Here is a 20,696-nt window from a genome sequence, read left to right on the forward strand (position 1 = left end):
TCAATGCTAACGAAATAAGACTTATGGGTAAACTAGCTAAAAAACACAATTTTATGATTGTCAAAACGGATATAATTTAAATGACGTCATTGGTAACGGAGTGAAACATCTCGTATCTAGTAGGTCGAGATTCTTCGTTGCACTCAGAATGACAAAGAGAGTAGCAATTTGATAGAGATGTTTTACTTTTGACACACCCTCTTTCGCAGAACTATCTACACATGTGTAAGAGTCAACTATTTTCTATACTGTTCAATAAATCGGCTTTACCCTCATTCACTAACTTAAGGATAAGCTCTCCGAATAAAGTATTTTGCCATGCAAACCAGGCACGGGTAAAGTTTGCCGGATCATCCTTATGAAAAGATTCGTGCATAAAGCCTGTTCCTGCATCGGTATCCATCAGCATCTTTATACACCATTTGATTTCGTCGTCATCCTGACTGGTAAAAGCCTTCATCATTATACTCATAGGCCATACCATGTTGTAACCGATATGCGGACCGCCGATACCTTCTCCGGCTTCACCTCTGAAAAAGTAGGGATTATCTTCACTCCATACAAATCTCCTCGTATTTTGGTAGATCGGATCGTTGACATCCACATCTCCAAGATACGCCATAGCCAGAAGGCTTGGAACATTTGCATCGTCCATAAGCAGGTGGTTTCCAAAACCATCTACTTCGAAAGCATAGATTGTTCCGTATTTGGCATGATTATATGTCGCATGTTTTTTCAAAGCCGTTTCAACTTCCTCAGCCAGTTCAAGGCACTGTTTGGCTATTTCAGGCTTACTATTCACACTTGTTAGTATTTCAGCAGCTTTACGCAAAGAAGTTACAGCAAAGAAGTTTGACGGAACAAGGAACTGAAGTGTAGTTGCATCATCCGACGGGCGGAACGATGACACGATTAGCCCCACAGGCTTTACAGGAGCACCCAGCCCATCATTATTTAGTGTATCGAGAGCCCTCTCCGTATTACGCTGAAATTTGTATGGGCCAACACCATCCTTGCGTTGTTGTTCCTTGAGAGTCTTCAATATATTTACAATAGCATCGAGCCATTCTTCCTGAAAGATACTTGTATCACCTGTTGTTTTCCAATACTGATAAGCCAGACGAATGGGATAACATTGAGAATCTATTTCCCATTTGCGTTCGTGCACGCCCGGTTTCATTTCGGTAATATCCGACTTCCAGTGCCCAATCTCACTTGTATCAGTATAGAATGCATTTGCATAGCGATCCAGATTAATACTGTTAAACTGGCGCAAAATAGTACCAGCTAGCATTTCTTTCAGCAATATATCTTCATTAGCAAACTGCACATAAGGCCAGACCTGTGCACCCGAATCGCGTAGCCACATGGCATGGATATCACCTGTGTATACACTTGTATCGGGCTTACCGTTTACCTTTGCAAACCTGACTGTGGTATCAAGGGTATTCGGGAAGCAATTTTCGAACATCCAGGCAAGTTTTTTATTAACAAGCAGTTTCTTGATCCTGATTATTTCGTTTTCTACTGCCGGAGAAGAAAACAGCCTTTTTTCTTTCGAAGGGCGGTTTGTCTTGTAAACAGGATCTGTGGCAGCATAGTTTACAACGGTTGTGTTGTCCAGAGGAAATGACAATTCGCATGCATGCAAATTCCATGTCAACAGAGAAGCAGCAACTATAGTACTACACAAAACAGAATTCTTTTTTTTCATAAATTATCAGATATAAAGTGTAAAAAATAATCACTAATATTTATTTAAAGAACTTTTATTACAAAAATGCAAGTATTTTCGTAACCTAATACAAAAGCTGTGATAACAAATGTAGGGTATTAATCTTATTTTCGCGGTTAACCAGAGATTAAATAAGGGTTATTAAGTTTCTCATTACATTAACCTCATTTCGAGATTACCTCTTCTTTAAAAAAACTGTATTTCTAAAAAGAAAATAATATGCGATTTTCCTTGTTATAAGTATAAGGAAGTGCAGCTTTCTTCCATTTCGGATATTTTGCTTCTGAAATTTCATTAATAAATTCTAGATGTTTATCTTTGTGTAAAAGGCTAGAACTATAAAAAAGCTTAAATAGATGGGCTATCGCGTAATTATTACTTTCATTTTATTTTTTATATATACTTCTCAAGCTTCTTCACAAGGTTTATATATTAAAGGAAATAATTCCTTAATAGATGACAGGACCTCTTATAATGTTTTCGATAAAGTAACTCCGACATTTAAGAATATCTTAAAAATAGACTTTGATCTGATAGTAGAAGAGCCTCGTTCGAGAGGAAGCCTCGTACGCATCAAAAACGAAAAAATTGGCGCAGTTTATAACATTTCATACAACGGGGAGGGTAATAATCCTGTTTTTAAACTCAATCACGAGGGGCGGAATACGTTGATATTCATCGCTTTAGATAAAGATATTCTAAACGAAAATCAGTGGATAAAGATTCATGTGGAGTTCAACATGCAGAAAGATTCTGTAAAATTGCGGATCAATAACGATGAAGCTTCTGTAGGACTAATGCAAGAAGAAAAGATATGGAAGCCTGAAATTTATTTTGGGCGCAGCGAACATGTTATTGATGTACCGCCATTCAAACTATGCAACCTAACCATTACCGATAATGAAAAAGCATACAATTTTCCTTTGAATGAAAGTGAAGGAGAGGAGGTTCACGATTCGAACCGAAAGGTTGTCGGGCATGTAACTAATCCGGTATGGCTTATAAATGACGCATATTATTGGAAAGGGAAACCTTCATTTTCATCCGAAGCTGTAGCAGGTTCAAATTTTAATGCAGAAACTCAGGATATTTATTATTTCAACAGCGATTCGATAATTATCTACAATATAAGGACAGAAACAATAAGATCAAGAAAATATACGAATGAGTGCCCGATGCCTATGCGTCTCGGTACTAATTTTATAGATTATAAAAACAACAGGTTATATATTTACGAAGTTGCCGACCCTCCACAAGGAGATATAGTAATCTCTTATCTGGATCTGCAAAGCTATGAATGGACGGCTGTCACATCAGAAGTTTTACCTATGCAGCTTCATCACCATAGCAATTATATGGACACCCCCAACGGGCACTATATAATATTTGGGGGATTTGGCGGTATCTCGTATTTCAATAATTTCTATTCATTTGACTTATCTTCACAGCATTGGAAGAAGCTCAATTTCAAGGGGGATGTGATTACACCCCGGTATTTCACTTCGATGGGGTATAATGAATCGGATAAGAGCCTTTATGTATTTGGAGGAATGGGCAACAAGGCTGGAGACCAGACTGTGGGAAGGGTTTATTATTACGAATTGTACAAGATCAACTTAGATAAACATATCATTGAAAAACTTTGGGAAATACCTTGGGAGAAGGAAAACGTTGTACCTGTAAGAAATATGGTTTTCTCCAACGACAATAGTTTTTATACATTATGTTATCCGGAGCATTTTTCCCGTTCACATCTTAAGTTATATCGTTTTTCGATTACCGATGGACAATATGAGGTGTTAGGAGACTCTATTCCCATCCGTTCCGAGAAAATTACAACAAACGCAAATTTGTATTACAATTCCCGAGCCAATGAGCTGGTATCTATAGTGCAGGAGTTTGAAAACAACGATATTGGCTCTACAGCCAAAATATATACCATCTCATTCCCTCCTGTAACAGAGGCGGAACTTACATTGTACATATCGAAACCTATAAATTGGGAACATACAATCATACTTTCTGCTCTAGGATTAATCATACTGGCATTGATATTCTTTTTCTTGAGGAGGCAGAATATACATAAAAAGGAGACTGAGAGGGTATTGAAGAATACGCCTTTAGTAAAATCAGAGATGAAAGAGGATGATATTCCGGTCGAAACCCGCCCCAATTCGATATATCTCTTTGGCGAGTTTTCGTTAATAGATAGGAATAACCGCGAGATAAATTACATGCTTAGTGCTAAGTTGAGGCAGGCATTCTTCCTTATTCTTAATCACAGCATTAAAAAGGGTATAACCTCACAGGAATTCAGCGAGTACCTGTGGCCTAACAAATCGTACGAAAAGGCAAAAAATTCGAGAGGAGTAACTTTAAATAATTTAAGGAAGATTCTTGGTGATCTTGATGGAGTAAACCTGATACATGAAAAAGGAATATACAAGATCACATTTTCGGATGAATGTTATTGTGACTATCTACGTTGCCTCGAAATTGTGCTTGGAGAGAATTTGGATGAGAATATGAACGAATTTATATCCATTATTTCAAGGGGAAAATTTCTGGAGACCGAGGACTCCTCTATACAAGATTCATTCAAAGAATATATTGAAAGTAAGATAGAGTCTACCATCTATTATTATATGGAAAAGACATATATGTCGGGGAACTATTCCGCAACAGTTTCTTTATGTGATAGCTTTTTCAACCTTGATCCTTTAGACGAAGAGACATTACATTATCTTATCATGTCTTTATCTAAGCTGGAATTGAAAGATGAGGCAAAACGCAGGTATTACTTCTTCACTGCGGAATATAAAAAGGCTTTGGGAGAAGAGTATAGTAAATCTTTTTCCGATTTGTTAAAATAAAAATCTGAGGTTACCCTTAAAGAAAGGAATAACCTCAGACATTAAAATAACACTTATTTACCGTTTAGGTTATTTAACTTGTTTTCAAGCATTTTTATATAGTATCCTCCTACAACAGAACGAGCCTGGAAGCCTACATGAGTTTTATTGCCTGTATTATACCAGTCGCTCATTGGCACACGGTCAGTTGTTTCGCTATAGAATTTATGTATAGGAGCGATAAACTTCTGGAAAGTAGCATCATCATCGGCTAAAGTAGCTGTCCATATAATCCAGTCTGATTTAGTATATTCACGGCGACTATCCAATGGAAGCCCGTATACATTTTGTTTAGTCAGATAATATGCGATTTCCTTCTGAGCCACCGATTCTGGGAAGATGTTATACTTCAACAACTTATTCCATATCAGATTGTATTTTTGGCTCCATGTTCCCGGCTTGTCAAATGTCAAACGGTAATGGTCGCCATCATCGGCCATTTTCATCCATTCCTGAGCCATTTCTTTTGCTTTACCTGTGTATTTTTCTGCCACATCCTTTTTGCCCAACATATCAGCAAGGTAGCCATAGGATGCAATACCCATAATGGCCTTAACCGAAAGATTTACATTATGAGCGAAGTGACCAGCGAAGTCATCGGTACATAGTTGGTTTTCTGGGTCAAGTCCTTTTTCTACCAGATAGTCTGTCCATGTAGTAAGTACATCCCAGTGTTTTTCGGCATATTTAGCATTACCTTCTATCGCAGCTATTGCAGCAGTCAGGGCAAGCATATTTCCACCTTCTTCCACAGGCATATCGCCGCCGTAAGTTTGGCCGTTAGCTAAAGGGTAAGTACCCACATCGTGTGAAGGGAAAGGTTTTGTCCATTTTCCGCTTTCGCTGTAGAAGAAGATATGGTTTAAGAGGCCTTTGGCAAGTTCAGGATTGTAATACAAGAATAATGGAGCAGAAGGGTAAGTCACGTCCACTGTTCCGATGGAACCATTACTGAAGTTTTCTTTCGATAGCCACAGCAAGTCTTTATTAGGAGCTTCAACAAGCTTATGGGCAGAGATAGCCTGACGGTATGCTAATGCACAAAGTTCGGCGTATTCTTTACCTCCTGCTGCAGTAGCTTCTTCCATCAATTTAGCATCAAAGTCGGCACACTTAGCCATTATGGAAGAGTATTCTTTCATAGCGGCTTGTATCTGGTCGGTAATGGTTACATTACCACTACGGTTCCAGTAAGGGCGAAGGTTATCACCAAAGTACTGGATGGAATATAGATCATCGTAAGCCAGCATCACATATCCTGTAGAATAGTCTGCTCCCACCGAACCAAGTTGATGAGCAATTGATAATGCTTCCATAGCTTCGGTAAGGTCACCTGTTGCGCTAGGATTGTATGCATTGTTCAATGCCCCGTTTTTCGAGAATTGCTCCTGCACATCTGCTGCAACTCCAATCGCCGATGTGATGTTACTTTGCTTAGGTGCGGCAAAATATACATATCCCCAGTCGATACGGACATTGTCGCCCGATTTTCCTAATATCTGTTGCGATTTTGTCCCTGACTTCAATAGATGTAAGCTGCCGTTGTCAACATGTTCGCTTACTGTTGGTTGATGAACCACATCCTGTGCCCACTGAGGACTACCTTCGATATATACAGATACATCATGGTTTCCTCCGTCTATAGATTTTGCCTGATATGTAATGTAGTTTACAGGACGGGTCATCAGGTCAAGATTATCCATCAATAGTGGCGCAGTGAAAATAACGTCTAACTGTACACCTCCGGCCTCGAAGCTATAAAATGTACGGGTAGGCAATACATTCACGCTCTTTTGTTGAGCTGTCTGTGTGAATTTTTGTTCGTTATCTTTACGCATCCAGATACCAAAGTCAAGGAAGCTTTCTCCACCCCCATCGTTGCAATGAACAGCTATCATGTTTTTGCCCGGTTTAAGCCGTTTTTTAGCTTCGTCAGACATGCGGTGCATCACATTTGCGCGTGCCGAATTTCCTGTATTTACTTCACGGTAACCATTTATATAGATTTCAACACCATCATCATGCGAATATTCTATAAAAAGGTCACGGTTAATCATGTCGGCATCAATACTCACTTCGCGGCGAACCCAGATGTCGGGAGTAGTCCAGCTTGTTATTGCTTTTAACCGGCCGGGGGAACCAAACGATCCTTTACCTTCTTTCCATGAAGAAGCATCATAATTTTCGGCAGTCCATTCTCCTTTAGGGGCATCGGTAGTGTAAAGAGCAGCCCAATTTTCCTTTTCGAAAGTAGGAACGATAAGCTGCATCGGTACTTTTTCCTCTCCCATGAAACGATAGTTTTGTCCATCTACCTGTACTACTCCAATCAGTTGCTGGTCTTGTCCGGTCCAGTGACGGACAGGAGTGTCGTAAAGGTTATCAGAAAAAGACCATCCGCTTGTATAAGGGTCTATTGTTATAAGCGGATAGGCCGGAGCTCGCAATCCAACCTCGGCTGTTGGCTGATAAGCAACCTCTTTTGTATTACATCCAATAAGGACGCTACCTAGTAGGGTTGCAGCAAAGATGTTTTTAATTTTCATTTTTTTTGACTAATAGGTTAATATTATACATCAATTATTTTTAAATAGCTCAAGACAGGCTAGCAATATAATTCAAACAGTTTCTTATTTTCCCGGTTTTATAACCTGCATCAATGCAGGGCATGTACTTGCATCATATACCTCTACAATGTCGGTAGGACATGGGATAGACACATCCTTATATGTAATATTTCTATTGGTATCCCTATTGCTCCATCCGGCGTTGATATTGGCTCGCATCCATTCTGTATATTCAGGTTTATTTCCGTCTTCTATAAGGCGGATTATATATTGTGCAAATATAGCCCCATATATACCTTGTTCTATCCCGTTTTCGAAAGGGAGCAATCTATCTGTGCTCATTGCATTTTTTACATAATCGGTAGCAAGAGCGGCATCATCCAGATATTGTTGTTTCCTTGTCTTTTTATACATCATCATGGCGGCGCCTATACAAGTACCCTGATTATATAGATGTGCTCTCCATGTCGGATTATTACCATGTCTGGAGTCAGCTACCTCTCCCGTTTCGCGGTTAAACAGGTTAGCCTGTGCCCATGTGTAAATCTCTGTCGCTTTATCTAAATATTCAGTCTTGCCTGTTGCATTATACAAGGTCATGGCTGCAATGACAGTAGGATAGTTGATACATGCCATCTTTCCGTCATTCGCAGGACGATTAGGCGGGTCTTTTTGTATCCATTGCCAGTACATGCCTCCTCTTACAGGATCGTACGAACCGGGGTCTTTTACTACAGGAGAGCCTACCCATACTCTTTCAAATCCGGATTCGGCATAATCAAGATATTCCTGATTTCCAAAAACTTCGTAACCACGCGCCAAAGATATAATCCACCACATAATGTCGTCGTAGATAAACCATACTTTTCCGTTATCCCAGTCGAAGGATGCATAATGGGACTTGTTTCCGGCATAGATATCATCCACCATTTGCTTATGTTTTGCACTCTTTGTTCTCTTGTAAGCATTCATGGCCATATCCCAATATATCGCCTGGGTCCAGATGGCGGCAATACCGCTTTTGTCAGACTTTGCGTGATATATTCCTCTTGTTTTATCAAAGAATGTTTCATGAAAAGCTTCTAAGGCTACTGAGGCATCATTGCCAGAGAATGTCGCTGTTGTCCTTGAAGTATTACATGAGGTTGTAAATACTGTTATAATCAGGACAAAACAGACTGCTGTTTTTTTCATTGCAGAGATCGTTAATAAGTTAATTTTACAGAAACTCCATCAGGATTATTATCAAACTTGAGCAGAACAGTCTTGCTGTTTTTATCCCACTCCCACGACGCAGTCGTAAGCAGGCTGCCATCAGGACTCGATACAATGCAGTCTTTAGCTTGTTTTGGTAATAAAACACGCATAACGTTAACTGTTTCTATAGGACTTTTTGCAATAAAAGAATACATTCCTTTGCTATGCTTTTCGTCGCTAACCCTCGCAGCAGTTGCCAGCACCTGAGGTGTTTTCTTGTTTTTTACACTCTTTATATTGAACAGCATAGACTGATTGCCCGGTTGTACCGTTTTGTCGGATAAAATGGATAGTTGAGGATCGAATAAGTCAATAAACAACCCCTTCATTGTAAAAGCTTCATCGCTTACGCTTTCATCCATTACAGAAACCAACTCGTAATTTCCTCGTGTTAAGTGGAAGTTGTTTTTGAACTGAAGCTTACCAGCCTTAGCTACATTCTCATACTGATTCTTCACTATGTCTATCAATTTAGTGTCACCTCCTGCATTCAGTATATATTCTTTCGGGTCTTGACGGACTACATACAAAGTTCCTTTCCCAATCTTATATTCCCCTTCAGCCGGAGCAAGCCCAAGTCCAAGTTTCTCGAACAGGTGTGCCGATGCTGCCGGGTATTTCATCCCATCCAGATTCCACCATTCCCTTACATTCTGGAACGGATCATTATCACGACCATTGTAAATCAGGATTCCGCCGTCATTGATCCATTTTGCAAGATGGTTATGGGCTTCTTTATCTAGTGGTTTCATGTTCGAGTAGGTCATCAGGAGAATTTTAGTATCCTTCAATGTAGCGGGGTAACCCAGATTTTCGATATGCACGATGCTTACAGGCACGCCTCTTTTGAGGAAAGGTAGCACTTGTCCGTAAAAATTAGCCAATTGAGGATCGTCATATCCATCATGTGTAGGAAAGCGTTGGAACATCAGTGAATTACCCATAAGGGCACTTATCCCTGTAGAACCGCTTACCTTATTTGTAGATACAGGCATATCGTTCAATGTATTTATCATAACCTGCATCTGCGTAGAATAATCCCTCGGTATACGGGCTTTTTCTTTACTACCTTTCGAAACGCTGTAAAGCCCTTCATAAATACGTTCGGGCCAAGGCATCACTTCATAATTAGCCATATTGGGATAAAGAAGCTGGGCAGTGAAAGTAGCCTGATAATTACGGCGATAGTCTTCCCAGTCGCGCGGCCAGTCCTCGATAGGGTCGGTGAGGAAAAACATTTTACGTCCGGTCGGTGCCGTCATCGACTCCATGCTGCCATACTCCAGAAAGGCTGTTTCAAATACACGTTCCTTGTAAATTCCATTATAATAATTTGGTTCGCGTGATGTTCCTGTCCACACTTGGGCAATATATCCATCGACACAAGGCAATGAAGCTAAACTGGCTTCGGGACTGACTATTTGCCATTGCGAATAGTTGACCAGGGAGTGTGTAGGCACATAGCACTTAACGTCCATTCCTTTCGACTTTCCGTACTCTTTAGCATATGTGAAAACATCTTCCAAAGCACGGTAATAGAGTTCATATTTTAGTTTGCTTGCAAGCCATGTATTTTCAGGGCTTTCGTGCTGCGCACGCCATGGAAAGCCATAATATTCCTGCCATTCTTTTTTGAAGGCATCGCTATATCCGGCTCGTGCCCAAAATTCGGGTTCTTCCATGAATATGGCATCAACTCCGGCATCTATAACTCTTTTAACATGTTTTTCCTTGAGGTATTTCAGAAAGTTTTTTGATGGGATAATATAGGGCACCATATGCCCGTGCCATATCGTATCTCCTTTTTGTGTTACCTGACCTTCGTCGAGATGCCATTTGCCATCCCATTGCCCGGTAAAGTAATCCTGATATTCACCCCACGCTATACCTGTCATGAAGTGAACAATATAGCCCCTGTCGTGCCAGGATTTTACACGTTCTTCAAAAGGGATTCTTCTCGATTTGTCGGAAGGGTTTCCGCCTACACCATATACCATAACGGCATCGGCTCTGTTGTCGATTGTGGGTCTCCACTCGCGGGATGTCTGAAATGTTGTTTTGATATTGTCTTTTGTTTGAGCTTCGAGTAGAATAGCCAGAGCTAAAAGACTGATGATTAGTAGATTTTTTTTCATGGGCAATTGATTACCAAAAATTAAAGTATGTTTTTGCAAGAGTCTGTTTAAATTTTATAGCAAATCTTTTTTATAGTTATTTTTAGATGGATTTTATCATTTTTGCTAGCCGGTTTAGCGGGCTAAACCAAGAGTAAAAAGGGTAAAATACGCTAAAAAGAGCATAAAAAAATTGCTAAGAACTATTGACCTGAACCTGTAATAAAAATTTTCGCTAAAATTTAAACAGGCTCTAAATCCCAAAAACAGAATTTCTCTGTAATAAAAATTAAGGTTTAAAGCTACTCTTAAAATAGCTTTAAACCTTAATGAAGATGTACTAAATTACGGAACCATCAGCTCTTTGGCTTCGTTATAGTTGTAACGTTTTGTACCACTGCCTTTAGGAGTTGCATAGTTGATACGTGCTGCTGCACGGACAAATACTGTGCGACCTGAAGGAATGGTTCCTTTGGATTGGATAGTGATAACTTCGCCTAATGATGAGCTAAACTCAGATCCTGAATACTTAAGTTCTCCCGACCAAGGATCGAATTCTTCATTATCCATGCTCGTTCCATAGCCTACACTTGACGAGTAGCTTACAAATAGGCGAACATCGGTTACATTAAGGAAATTGCTTTCGTAACTGCCCATAGGTTCTATTTTATTACGAAATTCTTCTTCCGATACTCCGCGTGTAACACGTAACTTGGCTGTAACTTTACCATTGCTTATAGTAGGTTCTCCTACCCACTCGATATTAAGGAAAGGTTGTACCTCAAATTTTACCTTGGTAGTACCTTTTATCTCTGTTGTTTGAGTATCGTCGGCAAGAGGCGTACCATTTGCATCCTCCCTTAATAAAGGGATAAAGGCTCCGACAACATCGATATGGTATGTTCCTTTGAAAATTTTTGTATTTTGGAATGTTCCGTCCGACATACAGTTGAAATCCGGATTATGTTGAACATTATCACCCCAGCTAAGTTCTGTCAGGCGTATATAAGTTCCGTCTTTTCCCTGATCGGTGAGTACTCGTTTTCCGGTAGCCACATCTACTACTTCTCCCCACAGTGTTTCCTTCGGTTCGTCATAATTGTCTATCTCAAACAAATCGCAGGAACTGAATGAAAACAGCGCGCATAATAAAGTACAAAATGCTATTTTTTTCATATTCTTTATATTCTTAATTATTAATTGTTCTTCCATTATTATCTGTTCGGTTGCTGATCAATTACGGGGCTCTTCGCTACTTCTCCTGCTGGAATCTCGAAGTAGTAATCCCTTGGGGTATAGTTAAATGTTTTCAAAGCTACCATTTGGAAACGTGCATCGAAGAAATATTTACCTGTTTGTGTAGAAAAGAATGGATAAAGTCCACGGAAACGGTAACCATCCAGACCGGAGAAAATGCTTCTATCTCTCTTTTCACCCCAGAAATCACCGCGGTTTTCGTAATGTTGTACACGCCAGCGTCTTAAGTCCCATTTTGTTTTATGCTCGAATGCCAGTTCTTTACGTCTTTCTTTACGTACAATATTACGGCTGGCTTCATCGCCTTTAAGGGTAGCAACCTTTTCTGTCACACCGGCACGTTCGCGGATGTCGTTTATAGCTTTGGTTGCAACATCGTACATATTACTTCCGTCGGGAGATATTCCGCCAAGCCTACCCAATTCTACGGCAGCTTCGGCCGCAGTAAGAAGTACATCTGCGTAACGTATCAGTATAAATGGTTGCTCAGATTTTCCTTCACCTGAAATAAAAGAAGGATCAGAATTAAGCCATTTGCGTCCATACATTCCGGTCATTGCACATTCTCCCTGACTGTAGAATGGTCCATTCTTGCCTGCTGCTGTTATTTCCTTGCCATCATATTTTACAGTCACTTGTCCTTCCAGAGTAGAGCTCAGATATAATGTTTTAGGTGTACTATTGGCAATATCCAAATGAGAATATGTCCTTTCGGCAGAGGAATACGAATAGTCATCGAAGAAAGGTTTTACAGGTGTTGAACCTGTATACACACCTGCCCTGATTTCTATTTCCTGCCCTTTGAATATATCGCTAGGGAAGATTACGTAAGCACGCAAACGAGGTTCTGCATCCTTAAAGAAGTCCATAGGCTTATCATACATAATATATTCTCCTTGTGTATTCGAACTACCTGTGGTAACTTTTACGGTACCGTTAGGATAGCGGTCAAATCCTTCAAACAGCTCAAGGAAGTCTAATGTAGGGCAAGTACCGGAAGATAGTGCCGTACGGAATTGTAATGGCTGGCTATAAGCATCGTATCCGTGAGTGAGGGTAGGATACATATATTCCCTTACATAGATATTCTCTTTGCTGTTCTTATCAGTAAACATATCCACCATATTCTGGTATTGAGCTTCCTTATTATTAGCTTCCCATTTATTCTTGTAAAGCTCATACTTACCATCAGCAATGACCTTATTGGCAGCCTTATATGCTTCTTCAAAATATTTTTTAGCAGCGGCCTGCCATCTGTCTTCGGCAAAACCCATCACACGCACACCTGTTTTTTTGCCCAAACCTGTCAGGCGTTGGTCTACAGTTTCGTTATATCTGGCTACGCTACCGGCATACAACATTGCTTCTGCTTTGAATGCCAATGCTACATATTTATTGGAATATCCGCTCTTAGGGCTTGCCGGCAACATTAGTTCAATCGCCTGGTCGTAGTCTTCAAGTATCTGATCCCAAGTCTCTTCTTCGCTGGCACGAGGAACTTCCAACGTTTCTTTGTCTGCCGGATATTGGATCACTTTGGTTACCAATGGCACACCTCCAAAGCGTTTTGCCATAGCAGTGAATGTAAATGCCCGTGCATAATACGCTTCTCCCAAGTAATGGTTGTAGGTTTCTTCTGTAAAGTTACCTCTGTAATCCGGAAGGTTCTCAATCAAATAATTAGCCAAGCGTAATTGTTCGAAAGCCATACCCCAATATGGAGTGTTTTCTTTATTAAAGGTTTTACAAATACCATCTCTGTTTAAGGCTTCGCCAGTAGCTTCAATACCCATAGAGCCAAGCCAAGAGTTGAATTCGAATCCCCATTCTCCTAAATATTTGAATTCTTCGAATGGCATTTTACTATACATACGCGCCATATAAATGTCCATACCGGCATCGTTTGTAAGAAGGTCCTCGTCTGTAACAAGGCCTTTTGGCGGTACATCTAAATCCACACAAGCGGTAAAACAAAGCAAACCGAGGAGGGATATTATCAATATTTTTTTCATATATATCAAATTTATTATTTGTTACTTTTAATAAAACTCTTAAAATGAAAGAGACATACCTACAGTATAAGTCCTGTTGAGAGGATATAGTCTTCCTTTTTCATCATCAGGATGTTCCGGGTCAACAAATTTTACTCCTGTAACAGTAAACAGGTTGTAAGCATTGGCAAATACACGTAAGTTCATCGACGATAATGCTTTAATCTTAGGGAGTGTATATCCTAGTTCAATACTCTTAAGACGCAAATATGCTGTACTTACACGATTAAACTCAGAATTTTTATCAGCAGAAGGACGTCCTGTATATTTATAGTGTCCACCGATCCAAACTGTTTTAGGGTCATAGATATCCGCATTCGGATCTTTCGGATGCCAACGGTCAAGGTATTGCTCCAGAGCACCACCTCCGTTACTACCCCATATCTCGTACAAAGCTTCTTCGTATACCATAGAACCTAGAGCCGAACCCTGGAACAAGACATTCAAATCGAAATTTTTATATGCAAAATCAAGTCCCAAGCTGAAATTCATCCATGGCGTTTGGTCGAAAGCATAAGGATGCATATCCAAACCATTGATTTGGCCGTCACCATTCCAGTCCTGATATTTATAGTCGCCCGGCAGAAGAGCGCTTTCTTTGTAGATCGGATATGTCCATATGTCTTGCCAGCTTTGGTAACGTCCGGCAGACTCATAGCCAAACTGCACTCCCTGATAACGGTTGTTCAGATTATCATTGCGCCAGCGATCATAAGAGTTAGACCAAGGGCCTTTTTCTGAACCGACCAATCGTTTTTGACGGGTAATTGTACCTATGGCTTTCACTTTGTACGAAAGGTCTCCTATTTTGTTGCGGTGGGTCATTTCCAGGTCGAGCCCGAAATGGCGTTCGCTGTCAAGGTTTTCTCTTGGCGCTGTAGCACCTACAACTGTAGGGAGTTCTCCTGTATTGCGGGCAAAAAGGCCTTCCTGCTTTCTGTTAAAGTAATCCAATGAGAATCCGAATAATCCATTCCATCCCTCAAAGTCAACACCTATGTCCAATGTTTTTGCAGTAAACCATGTAGAGTTAAGATTTTGCAGAGCCAGAGGGTTATAGGTCGTTACGAAGTTGCCTCCAAATATATAGCCCGGAGCCCATTGTGCATAGTATCCTTTATCTCCATTATCACTTGTTGCAGGATATTCATAACCCGTTGCCCAGTCATATTCCAACGAACCATCGTATCCCATCTCCCCGTAACTTGCACGGAATTTTAATTGGTTTACAAAAGAGAGTGCAGCTATTTCCTTAAAGAACGGTTCTTCCGACACGCGCCAGCCTAAAGAAGCAGAAGGGAAGAATCCCCATCTGTTATCGGGAGTAAACTTGGATGAGCCATCGTAGCGGAACTGAACTTCGGCCAGGTAACGGCTTCCGTATGCATAATTCAACCTGCCTATCCATGCAGAATAAGTATGTTCATATGTGTCATTTTTGCCGCTTGACATACCGCCTTTTTGTGTGTCGTCATCGTGTCCCGAAGACAGGTATGGCGTTCCAAAAGCAAGGTCGCGTTGTGCATAGAAGTTATCTCCGGTTTGTTTTTGGCCTTCCCAGCCTAATACACCACTTACAGTATGTTCTCCGAATGTACGGTTATAGTTGATCAGGAACTGACCCAAAGTTTGTTGTTTGTCATACATTTCGCGGCGCATACGGGATGGAGATCCTTTCGAGTATATTTGCTTGTTATATACACCATTATCTTCGTCGTAAGCATATTGATAGTATTCCTTGCGGAACTTCTCATTGTTATCCATACGGTAATCGTAGCTGAATAGTCCCTTCAATGACAACCCTTTTAATGCCGGAGTTATAGTTTCCAGATCATAAGTAACGGATGCCGAAGATTGGAAATATTTTTGCTTATATTTGCGATGACCCGATATATCCGAGTCTATCCATGCCACAGGATTTTCGTATTCTTCCAATCCTATGTAGCTCAACATTGTATTTTCGGGGTCGGCATACGCAGGAAATAGTACTCCCTGCCTCCAGTAAGAACGGATAATCTGATGCGATTCTTCGTATGGAGTGTTACGTTCGTCCAAAACGCCACTCAGATTAAGTTCTGCTGTTAATCCTCTGGCTATTTTAGTTGTAATATTGGAACGGATATTAAACTTTTCGTAATTCAAATCTCCTGTTTTGAAGAAACCTTCCTGATATAGATAACCTGCACCAAAATAATATTGGGTTTTCTCATTCCCACCGGAAACACTAATATCGTGTTGGGTCTGAGGCGCGCTGCTGGCGAAGATCAACGAGTTCCAATCAGTGGTACGTTTTGTTCCGTTGCGGAAGGCTTCAAACCAGCTTTCATCATACATAGGCACATAAGCGCCATTGTTCTTTATGTTATTGTTCCTTTCGTTATACAATGTCATTGATTCGTACGGGTTGGCAAGTTCAGGCATTTTCGATGGCACTTGCAGTGTGTACGAGCCATTGTAAGTAACAGATGTTTTCCCGTCTTTGGATCCTTTTTTAGTAGTTACCAGTAGTACTCCGTTGGCTGCACGTACCCCATAGATAGCAGCAGATGCATCTTTCAATACAGAGATATCTTCAATGTCATTGGCATTTAACCTTTGGAAATCATCTGTTGTGCGAGGAATACCATCGATAACAACCAGTGGGGCTCCCAAACCGCGAATGTCGAAATTGTTTTTATACGATCCCGGCTCAGAGCTCTTTTGCCATACACGTACACCGGCAATTTTTCCGGTAAGCATATTCTGCGGGTTTTCATTCTTGGTCTTTATCATTTCGTCACCTTTGACACCTGCAACCGCACCTGTCAGGGTTACTTTTTTCTGTACCCCATAACCAACTACTATCACATCGTCGAGAGTAGTTTCGTCAACGTTCATTGTCACGTTGATCTGGCTGCGCCCATTCACTTTTTCTTCTTTTTGGGTGTATCCCAACAGCCTGAAGACCAGCGTGGCATCAGACGGCGCCTCTATCGTATATCGGCCGTCAACATCTGTAATAGTACCTACTGTCGTGTTCTTAATCGCTACGCTAGCGCCAATAACAGGTTCGTTGGTTTCATCCATTACTACACCCGATATGGTTCTGTTCTGCGACCACAACGATACAGGTGCAAGTGCAAGTAATAGCACCAGTAAAATGCAAGAAAATAAGGATTGCATTTTTTTCACTTGTCGTGTTTCTATCATAATAATAATAATTTAAGTTAGTTTTTCTTTTCCAATTCGTAACGTGCTAATACAGCATACTCTGCGGCAAAAGCGAATGTAAACATTGCTTCTACCTTGTTGTTGCCGTTATCACGACTCCAGCCTACCAGTAAGTTTGTAGGCAAAAAGTTTTTATAGGCAAAGTTTTCATACCCATAGTCAAGGTTCTTCTGAAAACTTCCAATTGCCGTTGCAGCATTCGTGTATGAAGGGTATACATCTACATAACCGCGCATTAACACTCCATTGAACCAATTGTTAAAACCGCTTATATCATAAGTGTAACATCCCGGTTTTGAGGATTCTGCTTTTGCAAAGTGCGAAAAACTTACGTCTGTTAGTTTTTTTGCATCGTCGAGGTATACATTATTGCCGGTTACCCTGTACAGGTCAGCCGCTCCCGACAGCATTGTTCCACTATTATATGAAATTGCCGGGCCTACACGATCCTTCAGTTGTGTGTGAGTGCGATATTTTTCACCGTTGATAGTTTCATACATCACATTTTCGTCGCTATAGCCACCCATCATATCATCGTATAGTCCATCTGGGCGCAGCAAGTGGCTTTTTTGGTATTCGTATACTTTTTTGGCAAATTCCAGATAATAATCGCTTTTTTTCATAGATGCCGTTTTACGGCTTCTGTTTGCGTCGATGTATCTGTATGTGACTTCGTCATTCTTGCCTTTGTATAATTCGTGTAACCATACCAATGGGCTTACCATAGGGCCATTGCTGCACGAATGCATTGTGACATAACCCGGTCCCCATGTGATTCCTCCATTTTCTTTACCATCATTGTTCAGGGTACAATCCCAACCGTCAAGTACATAGTCGGTAAGGTATTCGGCTTCTGTCAGGTATGCTGTGTTCCCTGTCAGTTTATACGCTTCCAGCAGTTCGCGTACCAGCCACTGCTGGTCATCGTAGACATTGTTTCTGTTTCTGTCGCCCACTACATCGGCATATCCTTTGTCGCCCCCTCTGGGAACAGCATATACAGACCATTGTTTAGTTTGCGTGTATGAGGTCAATACATATGATCCTTTGTAATAGGCTGCATTATCATACAATGTTTGCAATAGTTCTGAGTAACGGCTGAAATGCTTATTGTAAAGCTCGGCGTTACCATGCTCTTTATGGGCTTTCAGTCCATGTAATACAGCATTTACTGCTTCTATAGAACTGGTGTACATCCAAACGCTGCCAACTTCATCGGAGCGTTGGCCGGTGTATGGGTTGTAATATCGGGCCATCTTCATCCCCGATCCCTCAAAGTAGCATTCGACAGCCTTATCTACTATTTCCATTGCCCGGAGTATATTCTGCTCGGCAAGGTTTGCTGTAGGTTCGGGTTTTTCTCCATTACCCGGTTCATCGTTTGAGTCGCTGCAAGCGCTCATTATGAACAGGGAGCAAAGGATTGTAATTACTGTTTTTTTCATATAATTGGATTATTTTTGTTCCCTTTGCAAGTCTTTTGCACACATCGGCGTGCAAAAGACTCGCGGGGAGCAATATCATTTTATTAATTCAGGTCAATGTTGTAGAATACAAGCTTGCTCTCATCTCCATTTTGTTCACCTTTATACACACCGAAGGTCAGCACTACATTCTCCCCGTCGAATGGTGAAAGGTCGTAAACAAATGAGGCATAATCATTCGGATTATCTTTTCCTCCCTTATCATGTTTAAACTTCCAACAGCCATCTTCGGCAGCGGCGGCTTCTGTCGCAGTATTCGATACCGGACTTAAGTGTGTAACAGTTCCGTTCTCTTCTACAGCCGATACTTTGAAGTAAGTGTAGTTGCTTCCAAAATTACGGGTCTTAAGTGTCAGCTTATTACTTCCTGTTGCTATAGCGTATTTAGAATAGAAGTAAGATTCGGGTACTTTGGTATTTACAACACCGTCTCCACCTTTTGTTTTTATCAAGAAGCCTTCGGATGGGGTTACTTCCGGGTCTTTATTCAGAGGCATATATGCCCATTCGTGCCCGATATGTGATACTTCACGCCATGACTGGTAGGCCGCAGGGTATCCTGATGTCATATTTACGTCTCTGCCAGCACCCATAGGACTAATACCTGTAAATGATTTTTTAGTATGTACCATAGTGGAACGTACCATTTCTGTAGTTAGTTTCCAGCCTTCTACAACTTCTGTTCCAGGCAACCAATTCCAACCTTCTACTTTTTGGTCGGCAAAGCGGATAGCACGAAGCACCAGTTGTTTCCAGTAGTCTCCGGTTTCTTTACGATAAATACCGACAGCTACAATTACTTCTTTACCAACGTATTCGCTCAGGTCGAAGTCAAAATCGGTATAGTCGCCCGAACCATAGGTTTTGGTATCACCTACTTTTTTTGCTGTAGGTTCGGCTTCGCTAAGATCCACTACCTGTACACCAAAGTAAACAGGAGATGCTTCATCGGCATTGTGTGTGCGTACTCTTAACGAAAGGATTTTGTTATCCTCAGAAATAAGCTTACTACCATATGTAAATGAATCGAAAGTATCAAGGTTGGCAGGGTTTTTCTGCTGATCTCCATCATTTTGGATACGCAATGTTGTACCTTCCCATTGTTCTTCCCAATTACCAACGAATGTCATTGAGCTGAAATAGTCGCAAGCCCAATCCCAATGAGGATAAGCATCGGCATTTCCACCTCCACGGTATTCGTTGTAGTACCACTTATCTGCATTTTGCAAATCATTAATACCCAATCCCGGCAGAGGCTCGGAACCACTCATCAGTATCTCTCCCAGATTGGCTACATCATTTACGAAATCGGCTTTGCTTACCGATTTTTTTACTGTTACATATTCAGCTTTGGAGAATGTAATTGTATAGTCGCCTACTGACAAATATTCGATTGCAAACGTACCATCACTACCGCTTGTAGTGGTGTTTTCAGCATTAATGCTTACGGTAACACCGGCAAGAGGGAGGCCATTATTGTTGCCATCTAACAGCTTACCTGTAATTTTAGACTTGGCATCTACCATCGATAGGCTTATCGATGCTACTTTGTTTTCATCAAACGAGTTTGCCAAAACTGTAGCACTAATCGTTACATAGCCTTGCTTAGTAAATGATACAGCATGCTTTTCCATCGATACATTAGCAAAAGTGTACTTCCCGTCAGATCCGGTTGTTACGGATCCTTCCACATCAGAAATAGTGACATCAACTCCCGAAATAGGGTTTCCCATCAAGTCGGAAACAGTACCGCTAACTGTTCCATAACCGACCTTAACAGAATCATCATCATCATCACTACAAGAACTTGCAAAGGATACTATAGTACCCAGCAAAAGGGCGAACGCAAAGGTTCTTAAGATTCTAATTCTTTTCATGTCATCTGCATTATTAAGATTAAAAAGATTAAATAAAGGTTTTAATAAGAGTCTGTTTAAATTTTATAGCAAATCTTTTTTATAGCTATTTTTAGATGTATTTTATCATTTTTGTTAGCTGGTTTAGCGGGCTAAACCAAGAGTAAAAAGGGGAAAAGACGCTAAAAAGAGCATAAAAAATTGCTAAGAACTATTGACCTGAACCTGTAATAAAAATTTTCGCTAAAATTTA

General features: G+C 40.7%; 10 protein-coding genes. 1 reads left to right on the forward strand and 9 read right to left on the reverse strand.

Features of this window, described 5'->3' with window-relative positions; all coding sequences use genetic code 11:
• Positions 1-232: 232 nt before the first annotated feature.
• Positions 233-1,714 (reverse strand): glycoside hydrolase family 125 protein, encoded by a 1,482-nt coding sequence (locus tag D0T84_RS15655; RefSeq protein ID WP_163308804.1) that lies wholly within the window; start codon positions 1,712-1,714, stop codon positions 233-235.
• A gap of 377 nt (positions 1,715-2,091) precedes the next feature.
• On the opposite strand from D0T84_RS15655, the gene D0T84_RS15660 reads away from it, so the two are divergent.
• Positions 2,092-4,608, forward strand: coding sequence for a kelch repeat-containing protein (locus tag D0T84_RS15660; RefSeq protein ID WP_163308805.1), 2,517 nt, complete (start codon positions 2,092-2,094; stop codon positions 4,606-4,608).
• 53 nt (positions 4,609-4,661) lie between these two features.
• Here the strand turns inward: D0T84_RS15660 and D0T84_RS15665 are convergent, their stop codons facing one another.
• The 8 genes from D0T84_RS15665 to D0T84_RS15700 all read right to left on the reverse strand — a co-directional run bounded on the left by D0T84_RS15665 (position 4,662) and on the right by D0T84_RS15700 (position 20,464).
• A complete protein-coding gene (locus D0T84_RS15665; protein WP_370525514.1) occupies positions 4,662-7,187 on the reverse strand; it encodes a glutaminase domain-containing protein in 2,526 nt (841 codons plus the stop codon).
• Between the two features lie 90 nt (positions 7,188-7,277).
• The gene (locus tag D0T84_RS15670) at positions 7,278-8,408 is read right to left on the reverse strand and encodes a glycoside hydrolase family 76 protein (RefSeq protein WP_163308807.1); all 1,131 of its coding nucleotides are present in this window, start codon (positions 8,406-8,408) and stop codon (positions 7,278-7,280) included.
• Between the two features lie 11 nt (positions 8,409-8,419).
• Entirely contained in the window at positions 8,420-10,606 is a 2,187-nt protein-coding gene (locus D0T84_RS15675) for a hypothetical protein (protein WP_163308808.1), read from the reverse strand.
• A 324-nt stretch (positions 10,607-10,930) separates the two neighbouring features.
• A complete protein-coding gene (locus D0T84_RS15680) occupies positions 10,931-11,761 on the reverse strand; it encodes a DUF3823 domain-containing protein (RefSeq protein ID WP_163308809.1) in 831 nt (276 codons plus the stop codon).
• Between the two features lie 38 nt (positions 11,762-11,799).
• Complete coding sequence (locus tag D0T84_RS15685; RefSeq protein ID WP_163308810.1) at positions 11,800-13,854, reverse strand: RagB/SusD family nutrient uptake outer membrane protein; 2,055 nt, start codon at positions 13,852-13,854, stop codon at positions 11,800-11,802.
• Positions 13,855-13,893: 39 nt separating this feature from the next.
• Positions 13,894-17,082, reverse strand: a complete 3,189-nt coding sequence (locus D0T84_RS15690) for a TonB-dependent receptor (RefSeq protein ID WP_163308811.1) — start codon at positions 17,080-17,082, stop codon at positions 13,894-13,896.
• 17 nt (positions 17,083-17,099) lie between these two features.
• Entirely contained in the window at positions 17,100-18,548 is a 1,449-nt protein-coding gene (locus D0T84_RS15695) for a glycoside hydrolase family 76 protein (protein ID WP_163308812.1), read from the reverse strand.
• A gap of 83 nt (positions 18,549-18,631) precedes the next feature.
• Positions 18,632-20,464, reverse strand: a complete 1,833-nt coding sequence (locus tag D0T84_RS15700; protein WP_163308813.1) for a carboxypeptidase-like regulatory domain-containing protein — start codon at positions 20,462-20,464, stop codon at positions 18,632-18,634.
• Positions 20,465-20,696: the final 232 nt, after the last annotated feature.

This window comes from Dysgonomonas sp. 521, assembly GCF_010501055.1.
Taxonomy (GTDB): domain Bacteria; phylum Bacteroidota; class Bacteroidia; order Bacteroidales; family Dysgonomonadaceae; genus Dysgonomonas.